Origin of the sequence: Trujillonella humicola (assembly GCF_046233715.1) — a bacterium.
In the GTDB taxonomy this organism is placed as follows: Bacteria; Actinomycetota; Actinomycetes; order Mycobacteriales; family Geodermatophilaceae; genus Trujillonella; species Trujillonella humicola.
Window position 1 is genome coordinate 24,239 of the sequence record NZ_JBJNRJ010000023.1, and the last position, 21,259, is coordinate 45,497.

Below are 21,259 nucleotides of genomic sequence, written 5' to 3' on the forward strand. Positions count from 1 at the left end.
GCGCCCCGCACGGGTGTAGCTTCGCGCGGTGCGGGCGGCGGGCCGCGCGCACCGCAGGACACCCCCGATCGAGGAGCGACACGTGCACGTGGTCGTCATGGGCTGCGGCCGCGTCGGCTCGGCCATCGCGCGCCGGCTGGAGGAGGTCGGCCACAGCGTCGCGGTGATCGACCAGGACCCCGAGGCGTTCCGCCGGCTGGGCCCGGAGTTCACCGGCCGGCAGGTCACCGGGCTCGGCTTCGACCGGCAGACGCTCCTGGACGCCGGCATCGACTCCGCCGGCGCCTTCGCGGCGGTCAGCAGCGGCGACAACTCCAACATCATCAGCGCCCGCGTGGCCCGCGAGACCTTCGGCGTCCAGCACGTCGTCGCGCGCATCTACGACTCCAAGCGCGCCGAGGTCTTCGAGCGGATGGGCATCCCCAGCGTGGCGACCGTCCCGTGGACGGTGAACCGCCTGCTGCGCGAGCTGCTCTCGGTCAAGGTCAACGAGCTGTGGCGCGAGCCCACCGGCCAGGTGCTGATGCTGCGGGTGACGGTGACCGACTCCTGGGTGGGCCGCAAGCTCGTCGAGCTGGAGAAGGCCACCGGGGCGCGGGCGGCCTGGCTGGTCCGCTTCGGCCAGGCCCAGCTGGCCACGCACACCACCGTCCTGCAGGACGGCGACCAGCTGGTGCTGGCCGCGACCGACGCGATCACGGCCCGGGTGCACGAGGTCGTCGAGCGGGGCCCCGAGGGAGGCGAGCACTGATGCGCGTCGCGATCGTCGGCGCCGGTGCGGTCGGCCGCTCCATCGCCGGGGAGCTGCTGAGCAACGGCCACACCGTGATGCTCATCGAGAAGGACCCGAGGAAGGTGCGCACCCGCGCGGTGCCCGGCGCCGAGTGGGTGCAGGCCGACGCCTGCGAGGTCTCCTCGCTGGAGGAGGCCCAGCTGGCCACCTGCGACGTCGTCGTGGCCGCCACAGGCGACGACAAGGCCAACCTCGTGGTGTCGCTGCTGGCCAAGACCGAGTTCGCGGTCAACCGCGTGGTGGCCCGCGTGAAGGACCCGCGCAACGAGTGGCTCTACACCGAGGCCTGGGGCGTCGACGTCGCCGTCTCCACCCCGCGGGTGCTCGCGGCGCTGGTCGAGGAGGCCGTCACCGTCGGCGACGTCGTCCGGCTGATGACCTTCCGCAAGGGCGCGGCGAACCTGGTGGAGATCACCCTGGCCGAGGACACCCCGTGGGTGGGCAGGCCGCTGGGCGACGTCCCGCTGCCGCGGGAGACGGTGCTCACCGCCGTGCTGCGCGGGGACCGGGTGATCACCCCGTCACCGGACGAGCCGCTGGAGGCCGGCGACGAACTGCTGTTCGTCGCCCACGCCGACGTCGAGGAGCAGTTGCAGCAGGTCCTGTCCGCCGCCCGCCCGGTGTGAGCCGTCAGGCGGCTGCCTGCGGCGGGGCGGACGGCGGCGCGGGCGCGCGGTGGTGGTGCAGGCGGGCCACGACCCACAGGGTGACGGCGAGCTCGACGACCGTCACCGGGATGCCCAGCAGCAGGGAGACGACGCCGAGCACGGTGGCGTCGCCGTCCTCGCTCTGGAAGTACAGCGGGCCGGTGATCGCGGCCCGGGCCAGGAAGACCACGCCCCACATCACGGTCAGCCAGCCGTAGGCGCGCACCAGGCGGCGGTCGTCGCGCCAGTGGCGCTCGGCCTCCGGGTCCGCGGCCCGCGCGCCGGTGCCGGGGTCGCGCTCGGCCGGGCGCAGCACCGCCGACGCGCGGTGCAGCCGGCCGCGCAGGCCCGGCGGGTGCGCCGTGTGCCTGGCCATGGCACCCAGGTGGCTGGGCGCGAGGAACTCCGCGATCACGCCGACCAGCGGCCAGCGGACCAGCACCGACCCGAGCAGCACGACCCCGATGGCCACGTTGCGGATGATCCCGATGACGTAGAAGTCGCGGGCCTGGCCGGAGTACGCGGCGATGGCCACGGCGATGCCGACGGCGAACAGGCCGCTGGAGGCCTGCTGGACGCTCTCCCGGCGGACCAGCCGCAGCAGGAAGACGAGGACGGCGGTCCCCAGCGCGCTCCAGATGCCGATGCGCAGCCCGCCCAGGGAGTTCGCGACGATGAACGCGATCGTCGGCAGGCTGGCGTCGAGCATGCCCCGCCAGCCGCCCAGCTGGTCGAGCACGAGGTGGCGGTCGAACACGCCGGCGCGCGTCGCCGCGACGGCCTCGGCCGGCCCGGCCTGCTCCTCCCCCGTCGCCCCTGCGTCGGGGCGGTCGTTCCCGGCCGTAGCCGTCACCCGACGCCCAGCTCGTACCAGGGGTTGTAGATGACCTCGCGGCCCTCGAAGGAGCCGAACCGGCCCCGGGCGGTGAGCGTGCGGCCGGGCTCGATGCCGGCGATGCGCCGGCGGCCGAGCCAGACCAGCGTCACCGAGCCCGAGCCGTCGAACAGCTCGGCCTCGAGCGTGGGCACGGTCTCGCGCGGGGTGTAGACGACGGACCTCAGCCGGCCCGTCACGGTGACCACGGCGCCCTTGCGGCAGGCGCTGACGGCCTCGCAGCCGGTGTTGGCCACCTCCTCGCGCAGCAGTTCCGCGTCGCGGGTGTGGTCGTCGGCCGTGAGCCGTTGCAGGGTCCGGGTGAACCAGCCGGCCGGCCGGGTCTCTGTCACGGCACCAGGGTAGACGCGGCCGGGCCGCCCGTGCGGCGGGTCCGCAGCCACTCCCGGACGGCGGCCCACCCCGGTCCGGCCGGGTCGATCAGCGCCATGTGGTCACCGGGGAGCAGGTGCACCGCGGCCCGGTCCCCCGCCGCCGTCGCCGCCGCCGCGTAGCGCTCGCTGTGCTCCGGCGGGACGACGTCGTCGTCCGTGCCGTGCACGCAGAGCACGTCGGCACCGGTCGGCACCAGCCGCACCGGGTCGGCCACCGCCAGGACCTCCGCGGTCGGCGGGCCGCCGAGGAACTCGCGCACGGCGCCGCGGCCCAGGGCCTGCTCGTGCGCCCGGGCCAGGTCCAGCACGCCGGCCTGCAGCACCGCGGCGGTGACCCGCACCCGCGGCCCGGCACCGGGCGCGCCGGGCGGGAGCAGCGCGCGGCCGGCGGCCCAGGCGGCCAGGTGCCCACCGGCGGAGTGGCCGATCACCGTGACGTCGGCCAGGTCGAGCCGTCCGGCCTCCGCCAGCCCGGGCAGGTGGCCCAGGGCGGCGGCGACGTCCTCGAGCGTGCGCGGCCAGCCCCCGCCCGCGCCGACCCGCCGGTACTCGACGGCCACGGCGGCGAACCCCGCCGCCGCGAGGTCGGCGGCCAGGGGCCGGGCCAGCTCGACGCCGTGGGCGGCCCGCCAGAAGCCGCCGTGCAGCACCACGGCCACCGGCGCGGGGGCGGAGCCGGCCGGCAGCGTCAGCTCGAGGAACTGGTCCGGGTGCGGCCCGTAGGCCTCCGCGGCGCTCACGCCTGCGGCGTCGGCGGGGTGGGCGGCGGCTGGGTCGACGGCGCGGGCGGCGCCGCCGGCCGGTCGCCCTGCTGCCGGGCGGCCTGCTGCGCGGCCACCTGGGCGGCGGCCTGCGGGGGCAGGGTGAGCGGGAGCTGCTCGCGCACCGGCATGGGGTCGGTCCCGCGGACGACGACGATCCGGCGGAACACGTCCTCCAGCGGCGCCGCCGCCGTGGCGTCCTCCGCGGCCGGGCCGCTGATCATCCCGCGCAGGAACCAGCGCGGTCCGTCGACGCCCAGGAAGCGCGTGGCCCGGCGGACCGGCGCGGGAGCCGGCTGGCCCGCGGGCACCTGGGGGGTCAGGCGCACGTGCCCGGTGAGCTCGGGACCGAACGGCCCGTCGACCTCGCGGAGGCTGCCGCCCTGACCGGAGGCGCTGCGGGCGAGGTCGGCGCGGACGTCGTCCCAGATGCCACCGGCCCGCGGAGCGGCGAAGGCCGAGACCTGCAGCAGGGAGTCGCCGTAGCGGAGGGTGGCCCCGATGACCTTCTGCTGCTGGTTGACGTCGACCCGCAGCTCCGTGCCCGCGACGGCGGGCAACCGGAGCGAGCCCAGGTCGACGCGGGCGACGCCGTCGGAGGGCGCGTCGGCCTCGTCGTAGGGGCCGGAGGTCTCCTCGACGTCGCGCACCCGCACCTGGGGCTCGGGCGGGACACCCTTCTCGCGCAGGCTCCGGTCGATGCGGTTGCGCCGTCGTCCGAACGGCATCTCAGGCCTCCGTGTCGTCGTCGGGCAGGCCCACGCCGGTGGAACCGTGCCCGCCGGCCCCCCGGTCGGTGCCGGGCAGCTCGTCGACCGGCACGAACCGGGCGCGGACGACGGGCTGCACCACCAGCTGCGCCACCCGGTCGCCACGGCGCAGGGTGAGCGGCGTGGTCGGGTCCAGGTTCACCAGGTTCACCTTGATCTCCCCCCGGTAGCCGGCGTCGATGGTGCCCGGCGCGTTGACCAGGCTCAGGCCCAGCCGGTGGGCCAGGCCCGAGCGGGGGTGCACGAACCCGGCGTACCCCTCCGGGATGGCCACGGCCACACCGGTGCCGACGAGCGCGCGCTGCAGCGGGGCCAGCTCGACGTCCTCGGTCACCGACAGGTCGGCTCCGGCGTCACCGGGCAGCGCGTAACGGGGCACGGCTGCCGCGGGCCCGGCCAGCCGCACCGGTACCTCCACGTCGGCGGGACCGGGCGGGGAGGCGGGAGGCAGCACGACCGCGATCCTAGGAGGCGGGAGCTTCCCGTCCTCCCCGCGAGGGGCCTACGCGCGGGACCGCCCGGCTCCGCCGCCCCGGAGGTCGGCGCGGACCCGCCGGGCCAGCGCCTCGGTCGCCCGTCGGTTGCCGCGCGCACCCAGCGCGGCACCGGCCAGCAACGGCGCCGCGACGGGCACGCTGCGGACCATCCGCCGCCCCATCCGGCGGCGCAGCGCCCGGAACCCGGCGCTGCCCAGGACCGCCCCGAGGCCCGTGCCGCCGGCGCGGTCGACGGCGTGCTGGGCCGACCAGGCCGCCAGGTAGGCCGTCGCCCGCTCGCGCGCGTCGCCGGCCGGCGCCCTGCCGTGGAGCTCGTGCAGCTCACCGATCAGCACCACCTCCACGGCGGCGGTCAGGACGGTCTCCGCGGCCAGTTCCAGCGGCAGCGCCACCATCGACGGCGGAGCGAACCAGTGGGCCGCCGACAGCCCGCCGGTGGCGGCGCCGACCGCGGCGGTCAGCCGGCCGGCGCGCTGCACCAGCGCGTCGCCGATCTCCTCGACGTCCGCGCCCGGGTGCGCCGCCCGCAGCCGGGCGGCGTCCCGGATCGGCAGCCGTGGGGCGGCGGCGGCGAGCAGGTCGCCCAGCACGGCCCCGGGCGCCCAGGGCGCGGCCTCGTCCTCGCCTGCCGCCCCGGAGCCGGTCCGGCGCCCGCGGGCCGAGCCCACGGCGGCGGCCACGGCGGCCGCCACGTCGCGCAGCGTGGCCCCGGTGGCCCGGGCGCCGCCCTGGCCGGCGCCGTCCTGCGTCGCGCGGTCCTCCCGGCCGCCGGGCCGCTGGTCGCCCAGCAGTCCGGCGACCGCGTCGGCGAGCAGGCGCGCCGCGCGGGCGGCGCCGCTCCCGGCGGCCGGCTCGCCCGGCACGGGGAGCGGTCGCGGCGGCGGCACGTCCCGCGCGGGGCCGGTGCGGTGGTGCTCGGTCACGGACCGACGGCCGCCTAGGCGGCGCAGTCCCGGCAGTACAGCTGGTCGCCCTTTGAGGCGGCCAGGCGGCTGCGGTGCTGGACCAGGAAGCAGCGCGAGCAGGTGAACTCGTCCTCCTGCTTGGGCAGCACGCGGACGGTGAGCTCCTCGTTGCTCAGGTCGGCGCCCGGGAGCTCCAGGTTCTCGTTGAAGTCGGTCTCGTCCACGTCGACGGACGAGGACTGCGCCTCCGCGCGCCGCGCCTTGAGCTCCTCGAGCGAGTCCTCGCCGAGCTCGTCCGCCTCGTTGCGGCGCGGGGCGTCGTAGTCGGTGGCCATGGGATGTGCCCCTCCTCCGGGGTCCTGTCGGGCTGTCGCCCGCCTCGTCGACGGCAGCGCTCGTGGCGCGGCCGCCCTGGCCGGTCGCGCGAGCGACCGGGTGGTCGGTCCTCTCGTCCGGCCTGTCCGGCCGGACGTCGGGTGCGTCCGTCGCCGGGCCACCCGTGTACCTGCGACGGACGCGGCGCACGGAGGACCGGCAGGCCCCCCAACGCCGCTCGGCCCCTGTTTGTGCCCGGCTGTCGCCGACCGACACCTGGGCGCCGGATCGGGCCCGGGGGCCGCGGAGCGCCAGAGGTTACCCTGCGGCGGTGTCGACCACCGTGGGTGCTGATCCAGCCGTCGTCGGGCCCTACCTCGCCACCGCGCTGGGCGACCGGCGCTGGGAACGGGTGACGGTCGATCTGATCGCCGCGGGCATGTCCAACCTCACGTACACGGTGACGCCCGAGGGCGGCACGGCGGAGGACGCCGTCATCCTGCGCCGACCGCCGACGGGCGCGGTGCTCGCCACCGCGCACGACATGCAGCGCGAGCACCGGGTCATCTCGGCGCTGGGCCCGACCGCCGTCCCGGTGCCGCGGACGCTGCACCTGTGCACCGACGAGTCCGTGCTGGGCGCGCCGTTCTACGTCATGGAGAAGGTGACCGGGGTGCACGTCGTCGACGCGCTGCCGCCGGGGTACGCCGACCAGCCGGCCCAGCGGCGCGCCATCGGCGAGGGCCTGGTCGACGTGCTGGCCGACCTGCACGCCGTCGACCCCGCCGCGGTCGGGCTCGCCGACTTCGGCCGGCCCGAGGGCTTCACCGCCCGCCAGGTGCGGCGCTGGACCAAGCAGTGGGACGCCACCCGCGACCGGGACCGCCCCGGGATGGACGCCCTGGCCGCGCGGCTCGCGGAGACGGTGCCGGCCACCCCGCGGTCGGGCATCGTGCACGGCGACTACCGGCTGGACAACTGCCTGCTCGACCCGGGTGCGCCCGGGCGGATCCGCGCCGTCCTGGACTGGGAGATGTCCACCCTCGGCGATCCGCTCACCGACATCGGCATGCTCTTCATCTACTGGCCCGAGGCCGGTGAGGAGCCCGCGGCGGTGCAGAGCGCGGTGACCGCCCTGCCCGGCTTCCCCACCCGGCGGGAGATCGCCGAGCGGTACGCGCAGCGCAGCGGCACGCAGCTGGACGACCTGTCGTGGTACGTCGGCTTCGCGTTCTTCAAGTTCGCCGCGATCGTGGCCGGCATCGTCGCCCGCACGGCAGCCGGCGCCATGGCCGGCAAGGACACCAGCGGCTTCGCCGACCGCATCGACGGCTGCGTGGAGCGGGGACGCGCCGCGCTGGACGACGGTGCGATCTAGCCGGCGCGCCCACGCCTAGACTCCGGCCCCGTGGGACGGGAACAGTGAGCACGACGACCGACCGCCCGGCGGTCCGGCCGCGCAGCGGTCGCCGTCCGATTCCCCCGCTGATCTTCCTGCTCGTCCTCGCCATCGCCGCGCTGGGCGTCTGGTGGAAGGTCTTCGGCGACGCCGCCGCCGAGGAGGAGCGCCAGGCCGACGCCTGCGCCGCGGCCTCGTCCGCCCCGCCGCAGCTGGACCCCAGCACGGTACGCCTGCGCGTCTTCAACGCCACGGACACCGCCGGGCTGGCCCAGCAGGTCGCCGCGGACCTCCAGGGCCGCGGGTTCGTCGTCGAGGAGATCGCGAACGACCCGACCGAGCGCGAGGTCACCGGCGTCGGCGAGCTCCGCCACGGCCCCCGCGGCAGCGACGCCGCGGCCTACGTGCGCGTGTACCTGCCCGGGTCCGGCGACTGGGTCGACACCCGCGCCACGGACCTCGTCGACGTCGTCATCGGTCCCGACTTCGCCGGGCTGCCCAGCCCCGAGGAGGTGGCCGCCGTCCTCGCCCCGGCCTCGGAGGCCGCGGCGGAGTGCGACTCGGACGTCCCCGCCTAACGGCCCTCGTGCAGCCGGGCCACCAGGTCGACGAACGGACCGGCCACCGACGGCGCCACCGCGATCGCCATCGGGTCGGCGAAGGCGCGCCCCGGCAGCCCGGTGACGACGGCTCCCGCCTCGGCGGCCACCAGCGCGCCGGCGGCGTGGTCCCACGGCTTGAGCCCCAGCTCGTAGTAGGCGTCGGCGCGCCCGGCGGCGACGGTGCACAGGTCCAGCGCGGAGGAGCCGTGCCGGCGGATGTCGCGCACCCGCGGCAGCAGCTCGGCCACGACCGCCCCCTGGGCGCGGCGCTGCTCGACGCGGTACCCGAAGCCGGTCAGCACCAGGGTCTGCTCCAGCGACGACGGGCCGCTGCAGGTGAGCCGCACCGGGTCGGGCCGCACCGGGGACGACTCGTGGGCGCCGCCGCCGGCCGTCGCGGTGAACACCTCGCCGGTGAGCACGTTGTGGACCACCCCCGCCACCACCCGGCCCTCGACCTCGGCCGCGATGGACACCGCGAAGGCCGGCAGGCCGTAGAGCAGGTTCACCGTCCCGTCGACCGGGTCGACGACCCACCGCACGCCGGTGCCGCCCGTCCGCTCGCCCCCCTCCTCCCCGAGCAGCCCGTCGCCCGGGCGGGCACCGAGCAGCCGGCCGGTGATGAGCTCCTCGGCGGCCCGGTCGACGGCGGTCACGACGTCGGTGGGGCTGGACTTCGTGTCGACCTGCGCTCCGGCCCCGTCGCGCTCGCGGGCGATGAGCTCGGCAGCCTCCCGGGCGGTCGCCACGGCGAGGTCGAGCAGGACGGCGGGCGACGGGTGCGCGGTCACGCGGCGATCCTCCCTGTCCTGCATAGTCTGACGCCGTGCAGGGGTTCGGCGTGGACATCGGCGGCAGCGGCATCAAGGGGGGCGTGGTCGACCTCGACCGCGGCGAGCTCGTGGGCGAGCGGACGCGCATCCCCACGCCGCAGCCGTCCCTGCCGGACCCGGTGTGCGACGCGGTCGCCGGGATCGTCACCGGCGCCGGCTGGACCGAGCGGATCGGCGTGACGTTCCCCGGTGTCCTCAAGAAGGGCGTCGCGCACACCGCGGCCAACGTGGACAAGAGCTGGCTGGGTACCGACCTGGCCGCGGGGGTCGAGGACCGGATCCCCGGCACGGTGCAGACCCTCAACGACGCCGACGCCGCCGGTCTCGCCGAGATGCGCTACGGAGCCGGTCGCGGGCACGACGGCGTGGTGCTGATGCTCACCTTCGGCACCGGCATCGGCAGCGCGCTGTTCACCGACGGCGTCCTGGTACCCAACACCGAGTTCGGGCACATCCAGGTCGACGGCGAGGACGGCGAGGCCCGCGCCTCGGCCTCGGCGCGGGAGCGGGAGGAGCTCAGCTACCCGGACTGGGCCCGCCGGGTGGACCGCTACCTCGACGTCCTCGAGGCGGGTGTCTGGCCGGACCTGATCATCGTCGGCGGCGGGGTGAGCAAGAAGGCCGACAAGTGGGTGCCGTTGCTGTCCACCCGGACGCCGGTCGTGCCGGCACAGCTGCTGAACGACGCCGGCATCGTCGGTGCAGCGCTCGCCGCCGCGGAGCACATCGGCCGCTGATGGGCCGCGGAGCTCACCCGGACCGGTGAGCCGGCCGGACGGTGCCACGCCCCTCCGGGCGAACCCGGGACGGCGAAGGCGGTGGAACCACGCCGCGGCGTCGTTACAATGGAAGAGCCCCGCCCCGTCGCTCCCAGCCGAGAGGCATCCCCCAGCCGCGCGCAGGTCAAACGCCGCGCAGGGCCCCGGGGTCCCACCTCCTGCTCGCCGACGCGTCGAGGCCGCTACCCGGAGGCCGCTCGGCTCCCCGGGGAACGGGACCCAGAACGGGAAGGAACCCTGAGTGCCCGCCGAAACGCCAGCACCGGACACCGCCGCCGCGAGCACTGCCAGTCGCTCCAGGACGGCCGCCGGCAAGGTCGCCCCCGCGGCCCGCAGCAAGAAGGCCCCGGCGAAGACCGGCACCACCACCGGCCGCACCAAGCCCAGCATCGCCCCGTCGCCCGCCGGGGCCGAGGGCGGCGCCGTGCTGACCGCTGTCGCGACCGACGCCACCGCGGTGGCCGTCGTCGAGGGCGGGGAGGGTCTCAAGATCGACGAGACGGTCGTGGCCGGCCCCGACGGGGTGGCCGTCGCCGAGGCCGAGCCGGCCGCCGAGGAGACCGCCGAGGGCGGCGACTTCGAGTGGGACGACGAGGAGGAGTCCGAGGCGCTGCGCCAGGCGCGCAAGGACGCCGAGATGACCGCCTCGGCGGACTCGGTCCGTGCCTACCTCAAGCAGATCGGCAAGGTCGCGCTGCTCAACGCCGAGGAGGAGGTCGACCTCGCCAAGCGCATCGAGGCCGGGCTCTACGCCGCCGAGCGGCTGCGCCAGGTCGAGGAGGAGGGCCAGAAGCTCTCCCCGCAGATGCGCCGCGACCTCAACTGGATCGTCCGGGACGGCGAGCGCGCCAAGAACCACCTGCTGGAGGCCAACCTCCGCCTCGTGGTCTCCCTGGCCAAGCGCTACACCGGCCGCGGCATGGCGTTCCTGGACCTCATCCAGGAGGGCAACCTCGGGCTGATCCGTGCGGTCGAGAAGTTCGACTACACCAAGGGTTACAAGTTCTCGACCTACGCGACGTGGTGGATCCGCCAGGCCATCACCCGCGCCATGGCCGACCAGGCCCGCACCATCCGCATCCCGGTGCACATGGTCGAGGTCATCAACAAGCTCGGCCGCATCCAGCGCGAGCTGCTCCAGGACCTCGGCCGCGAGCCGACCCCGGAGGAGCTGGCCAAGGAGATGGACATCACCCCGGACAAGGTGCTGGAGATCCAGCAGTACGCCCGGGAGCCGATCAGCCTCGACCAGACCATCGGCGACGAGGGCGACAGCCAGCTCGGTGACTTCATCGAGGACTCCGAGGCCGTGGTCGCCGTCGACGCCGTGAGCTTCACGCTCATGCAGGACCAGCTGACGAGCGTGCTGCAGACGCTGTCGGAGCGGGAGGCCGGCGTCGTGCGCCTGCGCTTCGGCCTGACCGACGGCCAGCCCCGCACCCTCGACGAGATCGGCCAGGTCTACGGCGTCACCCGCGAGCGCATCCGCCAGATCGAGTCCAAGACCATGTCCAAGCTGCGGCACCCCAGCCGCTCGCAGGTGCTGCGGGACTACCTGGACTGAGGAAGGACCCCGTCGCCCCCCACCGCTCGCACGCTCGCGGCGGGCCCCTGCGACGGGGCCGTGCGAACGGCCCCGGCTCCCTCACGGAGCCGGGGCCGTTCGCCTGTGCCGCGGACGTGTGGTGCCGGTGTCGCGGATGTGACCCGTGTGTCGGTGAGGTCACGATCTCACCCTCAGGTGCCGGGTGGGCCGTGTACGACCACACCTGTCGGGTATCCGGCGTAGCGTTGGGGGCGCAGAGAACAGCAGCGGACCCACTGCCGGAGCAACCCGGCGCACGGAGACCACGACCGACGACCGACGACAGATCAGCACCACCCAAGATGAGTCCCTGCTGGACCCACCGGCACCACCGGTCACGGGGTCCCCGTCACGACGGCGGGTCCCGCGGCCGACCCGCCGGCCCGGGAACACGGGAGGCCATCCTGGCGCTGTGCAGGAGGCCGATCCGCAGCCGCGGGTCCGTGCGGTAGAGAGCGAGTGATGACCCAGATGACCCAGACGCTGACGACGACCACGCCCACCGACGACCTCGTCGTCCCCTTCCACTGCGACCGCTGTGGAGCGCTGGCCAAGGTGCGGGTCGTCCTTCCCAGTGGCAGTGACCTCGTGTTCTGCGGGCACCACGCTCGTGAGTACGAGGGCAAGCTGCGCGACATCGCCGCCGACTTCATCGAGACCGGCGAGTAGCGCCCGACCTCACCCGAAAGAGGCGCTATCGTCGCGTACAGCGATGAAGCCCTCACCCGACGCCGCCGCCGGTGTCCCCCGTTCGCCTGATGCGGACGAGGGCCCGGCGGCTCCGTCGTTCCCGGGTAGCACCGGTCGACGGCCACCCGAGGAACACCCCATGCCGCAGCAGCACCCGTCCGCCGACGAGACCGCCCGGCGGGCGGAACCCGTCCCCGCCACGCCCGAGGCGCCGACCGACGGGCCCGCCGACGACCAGGCGGCAGGCCCGGAGGACGCCGGGGACACCGCCCCGTCGGTCCCGGCGGGCGCCGTCCCCGACGAGATCGAGCGGACCGGGACCGGTACCCCCGAGGGGACCGCCCCGGCCGGCGATCCCGCCGACGGCCCGACCACCGGAGGCGAGCTCTCCGACGAGACCCGGCCCGTCCCCCGTGACCGCGGCCCCGTCCCCGGTGACCGGACGCCCCCACCCCCGGCTCCGGCCTCCGTGGACGAGTCCGCGGCACGGCCGGAGCAGGCTGCGCAGGCCTCCCCGACGCCGGAGCCCGAGACCTGGGACCAGACGGCGGACATCCGCTTCGCGCCCGGCCAGGCCCCCGGGCAGGTCGCCGCCTCGGCACCCCGGCCGACGACGGCCGACGACGCCGCGGCCGGGCCCCCGGACGCCGACGCCTCCGCGACCCACCACGCGACGGCACCGGTCGAGCCCCTCCCGGCTTCCTCCCCCGACGCCACGGGGGTCCTCGGCCCGCCCCTCGACTCGACCGCCACGCTCCCGGCGGCGGCCTCCGGACCCGTGGCCGGCGGACCCGGGAGCCCTTCCGCTCCGGGCGGCGGCGGACCCGCGGCCGGCGGCGGCGACGACGGCACCTCGGGGCCCCGCCGGTCGTGGTGGCGGCGCCCCGCGGTGCTGGCGCCGGCCGCCGCGGTGGCCGTCCTGGGCGGCGTCTACGTGGTGGACGTGCTCGTCGCCGGCGACGACGTCCCCCGCAACACCGTGGTGGCCGGGGTGGACATCGGCGGGCTCTCCCCCGAGGCGGCGGCCCGCGAGCTGGCGCAGGTGCAGGAGCGCATCTCCGCCGAGCACACCCTGCAGGCCGGGGAGGTGACCGCGCCCTTCCTGCCCGCCGATGCCGGTGTCGCGCTGGACGTCGACGCGACCGTCGACGCCGCCTCCGGGCAGCCGCTCAACCCCTGGACCCGGCTCACCAGCTTCTTCTCCGACCGCGAGATCGACCCCGTCCTCACCGGCGAGGAGGCCGTCGTCGCCCGCGTCGACGCCCTCGCCAACGAGGTGGACCTCGTGCCGGTCGACGCCGGCATCGCCATCGACGGCACCACCGCGACCGTCACCGAGCCCGTGGCCGGCAGCGCGCTGGACCGCGAGGGGGCCGTCGAGGCCATCACCGCCGCGCTGGCGACCGGCGACCCCGCCGATCCGATCGAGCTGCCGGTCGAGGAGGTGCCCTTCGCGGTTCCGGCCGAGGAGGCCCAGCGGGTCCTCGACGAGGTCGTCACCCCGGGCCTGGCCGCCCCGGTCACCGTGAACAGCTCCGACGGCAGCGCCTCGGTCGAGGTGTCCGTCGAGGCCATCGCCACCTCGCTCACCTTCACGCCCGAGGAGGACGGCCGGCTCGCCGTCGCCATCGACCCCGGCCGGCTGGCCGACGCGATGGGCGAGGACCTCACCGCCTTCGGCGAGCCCGCCCAGGACGCCCGGTTCGAGGTCACCGGGGGAACCGTGCAGATCGTCCCCTCGGTCGACGGCACGGGCATCGCCCCCTCGGCGCTGGCCACCGCACTGGTCGACGTCCTCCCCTCCGCCGCACCGCGGGAGGTGACCGCCGAGCTCGGGCCGGTGCCCGCCGACCTCACCACCGAGGAGGCCCAGGCGCTGGGCATCCGCGAGGAGATCAGCAGCTTCACGACCTCGACGCCGAACAGCGCCAGCGGCACCAACATCCGGGTGGTCGCCGAGGAGGTCGACGGCGCGCTGGTGCTCCCGGGGGAGACCTTCAGCCTGAACACCTACACCGGCCCGCGCGGGACGGCGCAGGGCTACGTGCCGGCCAACGTCATCAGCGGCGGGCAGCTGTCGACCGCAGTCGGCGGCGGGATCAGCCAGTTCGCCACCACGATGTTCAACGCGGTGTTCTTCGCCGGGCTCGAGGACGTCTACCACAAGCCGCACACCTTCTACATCAGCCGCTACCCCGCCGGCCGGGAAGCGACGGTCTACGAGGGCCAGATCGACCTGCAGTGGCGCAACGACACCGACACCGGCGTCTTCGTCGACACGCGGTGGGTGCCGTCCGCGGGCGGGGGCGGGTCGATCACGGTCACCTTCTACGGCACGAAGCGCTACGAGATCGAGGCCGTCGAGGGGCCCCGCACCAACTACCGCGCCCCCCGGTCGCTGGAGAAGCCCGACGACGGGTCCTGCATCTCCCAGACCGGCGTCCAGGGCTTCGACGTGACGGTGACCCGCATCTTCCGCGACCTGCAGACCGGCGCGGAGATCCGGCGGGAGACCTTCAGCACCTCCTACGCGGCCGAGGACAACATCCGCTGCGTGCCGGTGGCCCAGGAGCCCGACCCGGCCACACCGGATCCGGGCGCGCCGCCCGCGACCGGACCGTCGCCGGCGCCGGGCCCGGCCGGCCGGCGGCCGGTCGGGCGCCGGGCGGGCTGACCGGAGCCGGGACCGGCCGGTCGCAACACACCTCGCGGGCACCCCGGCCGCAGGTCGGGCGTGCACACTGGGCGGATGAGCGCCGTGCTGCCCGGGGGCTCCCCGGCACGCGCCGGCGAGCCCTCCGAGCCCCCTGCCGAGGAGACCCGGTCCGGCAGCACCGCCTCGGGGACCGGCCGCGGCCGCTCACCCGCCCGGTGGACGGCGCCGTTCCGCGTGCCGGCGGACGTGCTGGGCCGGACGGTCGCCAAAGCGTGGCAGGACCGGATCCTCGGCCTGTCGGGCGAGGCCGCGTTCTGGCAGGTGCTCGCCATCCCGCCGCTGCTCATCGCCCTGCTGGGGTCGCTGGGCTACCTCGGCGACTGGATCGGCGGCGGCGCCGTCGCCCGCATCGAGGAGCAGCTGGTCGACGCCTCGGCCAACGTGCTGACCGCCGACGTCGTCGACGACCTCGTGCGGCCGACGCTGGCCGACATCCTCGGGTCGGGGCGGCTGGACGTCGTCAGCCTCGGCTTCCTCATCACCCTGTGGGCGGGCTCGTCGGCGACCGCGACGTTCATGAACACGATCGTCATCGCCTACGGCCAGCGCGACGTCCGCGGACCGATCGCCACCCGGCTCATGGCGCTGTGGCTGTTCGTCGTGGGCCTGCTGCTGGCCGTGCTCACCCTGCCGCTGCTCGTGCTGGGGCCCGGGCTGCTCGTCGACCTCTTCCCCGCCGACTGGCGGGGGACGGCGGCCGTCCTGGTGAACGCCGTCTACGGCCCGGTCGTGCTCATCGGCCTGGTGCTGGGGCTGACGACCTTCTACCACGTCATCCTGCCCCGCCGGCTGCCCTGGCGACGGCACCTGCTGGGCACACTGCTGGCCACGACGTTCTTCTTCGTGGCGGCCACGCTGCTGCGGGTCTACGTCACCAACATCCTGGTGACCGCCCTCCCCTACGGAGCACTCGCGACCCCCATCGCGGTCCTGCTGTTCTGCTTCCTCTTCGGCATGGCCCTGCTCCTCGGCGCCGAGCTCAACGCCACCGTGCAGGAGCGCTGGCCCGCGCCGCTGCAGCGCCACCGCAAGCGCCGGCAGCAGCGGCGCGCCGTCAAGATCGACCGCGCGCGCCGCCTCGACGGCATATGACATCGCGGTCCTCCGGACCGCAGACCACATCGCGGTCCATCGGACCGCACCGCGGCCAGGTGCCGTGCCCCTGCTGCACTGAGCCGCTGACGCCCCGTCCGGTGGGGACCCTGCGGGCAAGCCACCGGCCGCGACCCCTCGCGGGGCGGCTCGCGTTCCGGCGCCTCGCGGGGCGGCTGCGGTCAGCGCCTACTTGCGGAGCTGCTCGTAGATCTCCTTGCAGGCGGGGCAGACCGGGCTGCCCGGCTTGGGGCTCTTGGTCACCGGGAAGACCTCACCGCACAGCGCCTCGACCATGGTGCCCATGACCGCGCTCTCGGCGATCTTGTTCTTCTTCACGTAGTGGAAGACCTCGTTGGCGCTGCCGGTGTCACCCTCGCGGACGTCGGGCTTCTCGAGGAGGTCGGTGCTGCTCACGTGCTGCTCCCTGCGTCGGGGACGGGGGGACCGGGCGGGTTCCGGTGGCTCGGGCGTCGCCGTCCATGATGACAGGGTGACCGCACCACTCCCCTCCCCTCCGCTGCAGGTGTCCTCCGAGGTCGCCGACGCGCTCGCCTCCGGCGCCCCCGTCGTCGCGCTGGAGAGCACCCTGCTGGCGCACGGCCTGCCCCGTCCCGACAACCGGGCCGCGGCCGACGAGGTGGAGTCCGCCGTCCGCGCCGGCGGTGCGGTGCCTGCGACGATCGCGGTCCTGGACGGCGTCCCGCACGTGGGACTCACCGCAGGGCAGGTCGACCGCGTGTGCGCCGACCCCGGCCTGGCCAAGCTCGGCGTCCGCGACCTCCCCGTGGCCGCCGCGCTCGGCCTCTCCGGCGCGACCACGGTCTCCAGCACCGCCCTGCTGGCCGAGCGCGCCGGCATCGGGCTGTTCGCCACCGGCGGCCTCGGCGGCGTGCACCGCCAGTCGGTCGACACCTTCGACGAGTCCGCCGACCTCACCGCCCTGTCCCGCACCTCGCTGGCCGTGGTGTGCGCGGGCGTGAAGTCCATCCTCGACGTCCCGGCGACCCTCGAGCGGCTGGAGAGCCTCTCGGTCACCGTGGTCGGCTACCGCACCCGCACCTTCCCCGGCTTCTACGTGGCCGACTCCGGCGCGGAGCTGGACTGGTCGGTCGAGGACCCGGCGCAGGCCGCCGCCGTGCTCGACGCCCGGCGCCGGCTGGCCCCCGGCGCGGTCGTCGTCGCCAACCCCCTGCCGGTCGACGAGCAGCTCGACCCGGAGCTGCACGACCGCGTCATCGCCGACGCCCTCGCCGCGGCCGAGGCCGCGGGCGTGCGCGGCAAGGGCGTCACCCCGTTCGTCCTGGACCACCTGCACCGCGTCAGCGGCGGCGCCACCCTCGAGGTCAACGTGCGCCTGGTGCTGCGCAACGCCGAGCTCGCCGGCCGCATCGCCGCGGCGCTGGCCGCGCTGCCGGCCTGACCGTGCGCCCGGTCGTCGTGGTCGGCGACGTCGCCACGGACGTCGTCGCCGTCCTCTCCGGGGAGCCCGCGCCCGGGTCCGACCGGCCGGCGGCGATCCGCACCCGCGGCGGCGGCGCCGGAGCCAACGTCGCGGTGCACCTGGGCCGGCGGGGCGTCCCGGTCACCTTCGCCGGCTGCGTCGGCGCCGACCCGGCCGGCGCCGCGCTGGTCGCCGAGCTCGCCGCGGCCGGGGTGGACGTCGCGGTGCGAACCGTGGCCGGCGGCGTCACCGGCACGATCGTCAGCCTGGTGGAGCCCGGCGGGCAGCGCAGCATGCTCGCCGACCGCGGGGCGAACCTCGAGCTGAGCCCGGCCGACGTCCCCTCCCCGGCGCCCTCGGGGCACCTGCACCTGTCCGGCTACACGCTGCTGGACCCGCGGCCCCGCGCCGCCGGGCTGGCCGCGCTGGCCGCGGCCGCAGCGGCGGGGGCCACGACCTCGCTGGACCCCGCCTCCACCGGGCCGCTGGCCGCCTACGGGGTCGACCGGTGGCTGGCCGACACGGCGGGCGTGACGCTGCTGCTGCCCAACGCCGAGGAGGCCCGGCTGCTCACCGGCTGCGCCGACGCCGCCGACGCCGCGCGCGCCCTGGCCGAGCGGCACGCCGCCGTCGCCGTCACCCTGGGCGCCGAGGGGGCGCTGTGGTGCGCCGGGGACGCGCTGGTGCACCGGCCGGCTCCCCCGACCGCGGTGGTCGACACCACCGGAGCCGGTGACGCCTTCACCGCCGGCCTGCTCGCGACCTGGCTCGCCGACGGGGGCGCCGACCCGGCCGGCCTGCTCGACCGGGGCATGGCCGCCGCTGCCGAGGTCGTCCGGCGGCCGGGAGCCCGCTGACCGGCCGCTCGACCGTGATGCGATCGTGACCGGAACTGAGGCTAGGGTCGCCTAAGTTTGGTGAGCCTCACCTCTGTCGACCGACGGAGGGCGCCCCTCCAGCGGGCCGCGAGGGCTGACCGACCGGCGCGCTCCGCGCCCACCCCGACCGGAAGGACCCCATGCGCCGCGCTCCGCGCCTCGCCGCGCTCACCACCGCCACCGTGATGCTTGGCGGCCTCGCCGCCTGCGGGAACGACTCGTCCGACGACGCCTCCGGCGGCGGTGGGGACACCATCACGATCGAGCACGCCTTCGGCACCACGACGATCGAGGGCACCCCGGAGCGCGTGGCCACGGTCCAGTGGGCCAACCACGAGGTGCCCCTGGCCCTCGGCGTCGTCCCCGTCGGTATGGCCGCGGCCAACTTCGGCGACGACGACGGCGACGGGCTGCTGCCCTGGGTCGCCGAGCGGCTCGAGGAGCTCGACGCCGAGACGCCGGTGCTGTTCGACGAGACCGACGGCATCGACTTCGAGGCCGTCGCCGACACCGAGCCCGACGTCATCCTGGCCGGCTACTCCGGCCTCACCCAGGAGGACTACGACACCCTCAGCGAGATCGCGCCGGTCGTCGCCTTCCCCGAGGCGCCGTGGGCGACCCCGTGGCGGGAGATGATCGAGATCAACGCCGCCGGCATGGGCATGGCCGAGGAGGGCGAGCAGCTCGTCGCCGACCTGGAGGCGGAGATCGCCGGCACGGTGGGGCAGTACCCGCAGCTCGACGGCCGCTCCACGATGTTCCTCACCCACGTGGACACCACCGACCTGAGCGAGGTCAGCTACTACACGCCGTTCGACACCCGCAGCGCCTTCTTCGAGGACCTGGGCCTGACCACCCCGGCCAGCGTCGCGGCCGCCTCGACCGATTCCGAGCAGTTCTCCGGCACGATCAGCGCCGAGCGGATCGACACGCTCGACGACGTCGAGATCATCGTGACCTACGGCGACCAGGAGCTGGTCGACGCGCTCAGCGGCGACCCGCTGCTGTCGCAGATGCCGGCCGTGGCGAACGGCGCGATCGTGCTGCTGCCCGACACCCCGCTGGGCACCGCCGCGAACCCGACCCCGCTGGCGATCTCCTGGGTGCTGGAGGACTACGTGGCCCTGCTGGCCGAGGCCGCCGACAAGGCCGGGGCCCCGGCCGCGTGATCACTGCTCCGTGACCGCGGTCCACCCCGTCCCGACCCCGGACGTCGTCCCGCTGCGACGTCCGGGGTCGGTCCGGTTCCTCTGGCTGCTCGTCGTCCTGGCGGTGCTGGCCCTGCTGGTGGTCGCCTCGGTGGCCATCGGCTCCCGGGGCGTCGGCTGGTCCGACATCCTCGCCGCGCTCGGCGGGTCCTCGGAGACGATCGAGGAGGCGGCGGTCACCAAGCGCATCCCCCGCACCGTGCTGGCCGTGCTGGTCGGTGGGGCGCTGGGGCTGGCCGGTGCGGTCATGCAGGGCGTCACCCGCAACCCGCTGGCCGACCCGGGGGTGCTCGGCATCAACATGGGCGCCTCGCTCGCCGTCGTGGCGGGCTTCGCGTTCTTCGGGTTGTTCTCGGCCACGAGCATCATCTGGACGGCCGTCTTCGGCGCCGCCGTCGCGGCCGTGTTCGTCTACGCGGTCGGTTCGCTGGGCCGCGGCGGGCCGACGCCGCTCAAGCTCGCGCTGGCCGGCGCGGCCACGTCCGCAGCGCTGACGTCGTTCGTCACCGCCATCGCGCTGCCCCGGGGCGACATCGCCGCCAGCGTCCAGTCGTGGCAGGTGGGCGGGGTCGGCGGGGCCACCTTCCCGAACATCACCCCGGTCCTGCCGTTCCTCGCGGCCGGCCTGGCCATCAGCCTGCTCTCGGCGCGCAGCCTCAACTCGCTGGCGCTCGGCGACGAGCTCGCCGCCGGCCTCGGTGAACGGGTCGCCCTCGCCCGCGGCCTCGCGGCGTTCGGGTCGGTGCTGCTGGTCGGCGCCGCCACGGCGGTGGCCGGCCCCATCTGGTTCGTCGGGCTCGTCGTCCCGCACCTGTGCCGGCTCCTCGTCGGGGTCGACCACCGGTGGCTGCTGCCGTTCTCCGCGCTGGCCGGCGCCTGCCTGCTCGTCGCCTCCGACGTGCTCGGCCGGATCGTCGCCCGGCCGAGCGAGCTCGACGTCGGCATCATCACCGCGCTCGTGGGCGCGCCCTTCTTCATCGCCGTCGTCCGCCGGCAGAAGGTGCGCGAGCTGTGACCGCCGTCGTCGCCCCGCCGGACGCCACCGTGCGCGCGGTCACCCGCGACCGGGTCCGCCGCTCCGCCCGCCGCCGGCTGGTGATCTCCGTGCTGTCGGGGCTCGTCGGGGCGACGTTCGTCCTGACGCTCATGGTCGGGCGGACGTTCTACCCGATCGACGACGTCGTCCGCGTGGTCCTCGGCGAGCAGGTGCCGGGGGCCGGCTTCACGGTCGGGCGGCTGCGGTTGCCCCGCGGGGTCCTGGCCGTCGTCGCCGGCCTCGCCTTCGGCCTGGCGGGCGTCACGTTCCAGACGATGCTGCGCAACCCGCTGGCCAGCCCCGACGTGATCGGCATCAGCTCCGGGGCCAGCGCGGCGGCGGTCATCGGCATCGTCGTGCTGTCGCTGGACGGTGCGACCGTCTCCGTGCTGGCCGTTGCCGCGGCGCTGGGCGTGGCGCTGGTGATCTACGGGCTGGCGTACCGGGGCGGGGTGGCCGGCACCCGGCTGATCCTCATCGGCATCGGCATGGGCGCCATGCTGAACAGCGTCATCCAGTACGTGCTGTCCACGGCCGGGCAGTGGGACTACCAGGAGGCGCTGCGCTGGCTGACCGGCAGCCTCAACGGGACCACGTGGGCGGCGGTGCTGCCGGCGCTGGTCGCGCTCGTGGTGCTGGGCCCCCTCCTGCTCACGCAGACGAGGAACCTGTCGGCGCTGCAGCTCGGCGACGACACCGCCGCCGCGCTCGGCGTGCGGGTGGAGCGGACCCGGCTGGTCGCCATCGTGTGCGCCGTCGGGCTGGTCGCCTTCGCCACGGCCGCCTGCGGGCCGATCGCCTTCGTGTCGTTCCTCGCCGGGCCGATCGCCGCGCGCGTCGTCGGGCCGAACGGCTCGCTGCTGGTGCCCGCGGCGCTGGTCGGGGCGCTGCTGGTGCTCGTGGCCGACCTCGTGGGGCAGTTCGCGCTCGGCACGCGCTACCCGGTCGGCGTCGTCACCGGCGTCCTCGGCGCGCCGTACCTGATCTACCTGATCGTCCGCACCAACCGGGCCGGAGGCTCACTGTGACCGAACGGGCGA

At 75.6% G+C, this 21,259-nt stretch carries 23 protein-coding genes; 14 read left to right on the forward strand and 9 right to left on the reverse strand.

All coding sequences use genetic code 11. The annotated features are described in order from the left end of the window. The first annotated feature begins 82 nt into the window (after nucleotides 1-82). Together ACK586_RS13300 and ACK586_RS13305 are read left to right on the forward strand one after the other, a co-directional pair. Nucleotides 83-751 (forward strand): potassium channel family protein, encoded by a 669-nt coding sequence (locus tag ACK586_RS13300; RefSeq protein ID WP_409330966.1) that lies wholly within the window; start codon nucleotides 83-85, stop codon nucleotides 749-751. Continuing rightward, nucleotides 751-1,419 (forward strand): potassium channel family protein, encoded by a 669-nt coding sequence (locus ACK586_RS13305; protein ID WP_409330967.1) that lies wholly within the window; start codon nucleotides 751-753, stop codon nucleotides 1,417-1,419. Before ACK586_RS13300 ends, ACK586_RS13305 begins: the two co-directional genes overlap by 1 nt. Before the next feature lie 4 nt (nucleotides 1,420-1,423). Here the strand turns inward: ACK586_RS13305 and ACK586_RS13310 are convergent, their stop codons facing one another. Genes ACK586_RS13310 through ACK586_RS13340 form a run of 7 tightly spaced genes read right to left on the reverse strand, consistent with a single transcriptional unit; the run spans nucleotide 1,424 to nucleotide 5,977 of the window. Then, nucleotides 1,424-2,293: a DUF3159 domain-containing protein gene (locus ACK586_RS13310; protein ID WP_409330968.1), complete on the reverse strand. Its 870-nt coding sequence runs from the start codon at nucleotides 2,291-2,293 to the stop codon at nucleotides 1,424-1,426. Then, nucleotides 2,290-2,667 (reverse strand): OB-fold nucleic acid binding domain-containing protein, encoded by a 378-nt coding sequence (locus tag ACK586_RS13315; RefSeq protein WP_409330969.1) that lies wholly within the window; start codon nucleotides 2,665-2,667, stop codon nucleotides 2,290-2,292. The genes ACK586_RS13310 and ACK586_RS13315 overlap by 4 nt, the downstream gene beginning before the upstream one ends. After that, nucleotides 2,664-3,449, reverse strand: a complete 786-nt coding sequence (locus ACK586_RS13320; protein WP_409330970.1) for an alpha/beta hydrolase family protein — start codon at nucleotides 3,447-3,449, stop codon at nucleotides 2,664-2,666. Before ACK586_RS13320 ends, ACK586_RS13315 begins: the two co-directional genes overlap by 4 nt. Then, nucleotides 3,446-4,198: a DUF3710 domain-containing protein gene (locus ACK586_RS13325; protein WP_409330971.1), complete on the reverse strand. Its 753-nt coding sequence runs from the start codon at nucleotides 4,196-4,198 to the stop codon at nucleotides 3,446-3,448. Before ACK586_RS13325 ends, ACK586_RS13320 begins: the two co-directional genes overlap by 4 nt. A gap of 1 nt (nucleotide 4,199) precedes the next feature. Next, nucleotides 4,200-4,694 carry a dUTP diphosphatase gene (dut, locus tag ACK586_RS13330; protein ID WP_409330972.1) on the reverse strand — a complete coding sequence of 165 codons (495 nt, stop codon included), beginning with the start codon at nucleotides 4,692-4,694 and terminating at the stop codon, nucleotides 4,200-4,202. Between the two features lie 48 nt (nucleotides 4,695-4,742). Then, a complete protein-coding gene (locus ACK586_RS13335) occupies nucleotides 4,743-5,660 on the reverse strand; it encodes a hypothetical protein (protein WP_409330973.1) in 918 nt (305 codons plus the stop codon). Between the two features lie 14 nt (nucleotides 5,661-5,674). Continuing rightward, nucleotides 5,675-5,977 carry a DUF4193 domain-containing protein gene (locus tag ACK586_RS13340; RefSeq protein WP_409330974.1) on the reverse strand — a complete coding sequence of 101 codons (303 nt, stop codon included), beginning with the start codon at nucleotides 5,975-5,977 and terminating at the stop codon, nucleotides 5,675-5,677. 311 nt (nucleotides 5,978-6,288) lie between these two features. Between ACK586_RS13340 and ACK586_RS13345 the strand changes: the two genes are divergently transcribed. Both ACK586_RS13345 and ACK586_RS13350 read left to right on the forward strand, forming a co-directional pair. Next, nucleotides 6,289-7,335 (forward strand): phosphotransferase family protein, encoded by a 1,047-nt coding sequence (locus ACK586_RS13345; protein ID WP_409330975.1) that lies wholly within the window; start codon nucleotides 6,289-6,291, stop codon nucleotides 7,333-7,335. A gap of 44 nt (nucleotides 7,336-7,379) precedes the next feature. Beyond that, nucleotides 7,380-7,934, forward strand: a complete 555-nt coding sequence (locus ACK586_RS13350; protein WP_409330976.1) for a LytR C-terminal domain-containing protein — start codon at nucleotides 7,380-7,382, stop codon at nucleotides 7,932-7,934. Here the strand turns inward: ACK586_RS13350 and ACK586_RS13355 are convergent. After that, nucleotides 7,931-8,749, reverse strand: coding sequence for an inositol monophosphatase family protein (locus ACK586_RS13355; RefSeq protein WP_409330977.1), 819 nt, complete (start codon nucleotides 8,747-8,749; stop codon nucleotides 7,931-7,933). The genes ACK586_RS13350 and ACK586_RS13355 overlap by 4 nt on opposite strands. A 35-nt stretch (nucleotides 8,750-8,784) precedes the next feature. Between ACK586_RS13355 and ppgK the strand changes: the two genes are divergently transcribed. The 5 genes from ppgK to ACK586_RS13380 all read left to right on the forward strand — a co-directional run bounded on the left by ppgK (nucleotide 8,785) and on the right by ACK586_RS13380 (nucleotide 15,653). Then, complete coding sequence (gene ppgK / locus ACK586_RS13360) at nucleotides 8,785-9,528, forward strand: polyphosphate--glucose phosphotransferase (RefSeq protein WP_409330978.1); 744 nt, start codon at nucleotides 8,785-8,787, stop codon at nucleotides 9,526-9,528. A gap of 283 nt (nucleotides 9,529-9,811) precedes the next feature. Then, nucleotides 9,812-11,134: an RNA polymerase sigma factor gene (locus ACK586_RS13365; RefSeq protein WP_409330979.1), complete on the forward strand. Its 1,323-nt coding sequence runs from the start codon at nucleotides 9,812-9,814 to the stop codon at nucleotides 11,132-11,134. A gap of 483 nt (nucleotides 11,135-11,617) precedes the next feature. After that, the gene (locus tag ACK586_RS13370) at nucleotides 11,618-11,824 is read left to right on the forward strand and encodes a DUF7455 domain-containing protein (protein WP_409330980.1); all 207 of its coding nucleotides are present in this window, start codon (nucleotides 11,618-11,620) and stop codon (nucleotides 11,822-11,824) included. Nucleotides 11,825-11,984: 160 nt separating this feature from the next. Further along, nucleotides 11,985-14,519 carry a VanW family protein gene (locus ACK586_RS13375; RefSeq protein WP_409330981.1) on the forward strand — a complete coding sequence of 845 codons (2,535 nt, stop codon included), beginning with the start codon at nucleotides 11,985-11,987 and terminating at the stop codon, nucleotides 14,517-14,519. A gap of 75 nt (nucleotides 14,520-14,594) precedes the next feature. Continuing rightward, on the forward strand, nucleotides 14,595-15,653 hold the full coding sequence (locus ACK586_RS13380; protein ID WP_409330982.1) for a YihY/virulence factor BrkB family protein: 1,059 nt from the start codon (nucleotides 14,595-14,597) through the stop codon (nucleotides 15,651-15,653). A gap of 189 nt (nucleotides 15,654-15,842) precedes the next feature. Here the strand turns inward: ACK586_RS13380 and ACK586_RS13385 are convergent, their stop codons facing one another. After that, the gene (locus ACK586_RS13385) at nucleotides 15,843-16,070 is read right to left on the reverse strand and encodes a DUF3039 domain-containing protein (protein ID WP_409330983.1); all 228 of its coding nucleotides are present in this window, start codon (nucleotides 16,068-16,070) and stop codon (nucleotides 15,843-15,845) included. 76 nt (nucleotides 16,071-16,146) lie between these two features. Here ACK586_RS13385 and ACK586_RS13390 point away from each other — a divergent pair, with 76 nt between their 5' ends. The 5 genes from ACK586_RS13390 (at nucleotide 16,147) to ACK586_RS13410 (ending at nucleotide 21,247) form a co-directional block, all read left to right on the forward strand. Next, nucleotides 16,147-17,076 (forward strand): pseudouridine-5'-phosphate glycosidase, encoded by a 930-nt coding sequence (locus ACK586_RS13390; RefSeq protein WP_409330984.1) that lies wholly within the window; start codon nucleotides 16,147-16,149, stop codon nucleotides 17,074-17,076. Nucleotides 17,077-17,078: 2 nt separating this feature from the next. Then, on the forward strand, nucleotides 17,079-17,954 hold the full coding sequence (locus ACK586_RS13395; protein ID WP_409330985.1) for a carbohydrate kinase family protein: 876 nt from the start codon (nucleotides 17,079-17,081) through the stop codon (nucleotides 17,952-17,954). Between the two features lie 161 nt (nucleotides 17,955-18,115). After that, nucleotides 18,116-19,144 (forward strand): iron-siderophore ABC transporter substrate-binding protein, encoded by a 1,029-nt coding sequence (locus tag ACK586_RS13400; protein ID WP_409330986.1) that lies wholly within the window; start codon nucleotides 18,116-18,118, stop codon nucleotides 19,142-19,144. Nucleotides 19,145-19,154: 10 nt separating this feature from the next. Continuing rightward, complete coding sequence (locus ACK586_RS13405; RefSeq protein ID WP_409330987.1) at nucleotides 19,155-20,198, forward strand: FecCD family ABC transporter permease; 1,044 nt, start codon at nucleotides 19,155-19,157, stop codon at nucleotides 20,196-20,198. Further along, a complete protein-coding gene (locus ACK586_RS13410; RefSeq protein WP_409330988.1) occupies nucleotides 20,195-21,247 on the forward strand; it encodes a FecCD family ABC transporter permease in 1,053 nt (350 codons plus the stop codon). Before ACK586_RS13405 ends, ACK586_RS13410 begins: the two co-directional genes overlap by 4 nt. Nucleotides 21,248-21,259: the final 12 nt, after the last annotated feature.

Bases quoted from the DNA above. Each gene is read 5' to 3' on its own strand.
- ACK586_RS13305 (WP_409330967.1), top strand. From the start codon at position 751: ATGCGCGTCGCGATCGTCGGCGCCGGTGCGGTCGGCCGCTCCATCGCC.
- ACK586_RS13325 (WP_409330971.1), bottom strand. From the start codon at position 4,198: ATGCCGTTCGGACGACGGCGCAACCGCATCGACCGGAGCCTGCGCGAG.
- ACK586_RS13340 (WP_409330974.1), bottom strand. From the start codon at position 5,977: ATGGCCACCGACTACGACGCCCCGCGCCGCAACGAGGCGGACGAGCTC.
- ACK586_RS13370 (WP_409330980.1), top strand. From the start codon at position 11,618: ATGACCCAGATGACCCAGACGCTGACGACGACCACGCCCACCGACGAC.
- ACK586_RS13375 (WP_409330981.1), top strand. From the start codon at position 11,985: ATGCCGCAGCAGCACCCGTCCGCCGACGAGACCGCCCGGCGGGCGGAA.
- ACK586_RS13380 (WP_409330982.1), top strand. From the start codon at position 14,595: ATGAGCGCCGTGCTGCCCGGGGGCTCCCCGGCACGCGCCGGCGAGCCC.
- ACK586_RS13400 (WP_409330986.1), top strand. From the start codon at position 18,116: ATGCGCCGCGCTCCGCGCCTCGCCGCGCTCACCACCGCCACCGTGATG.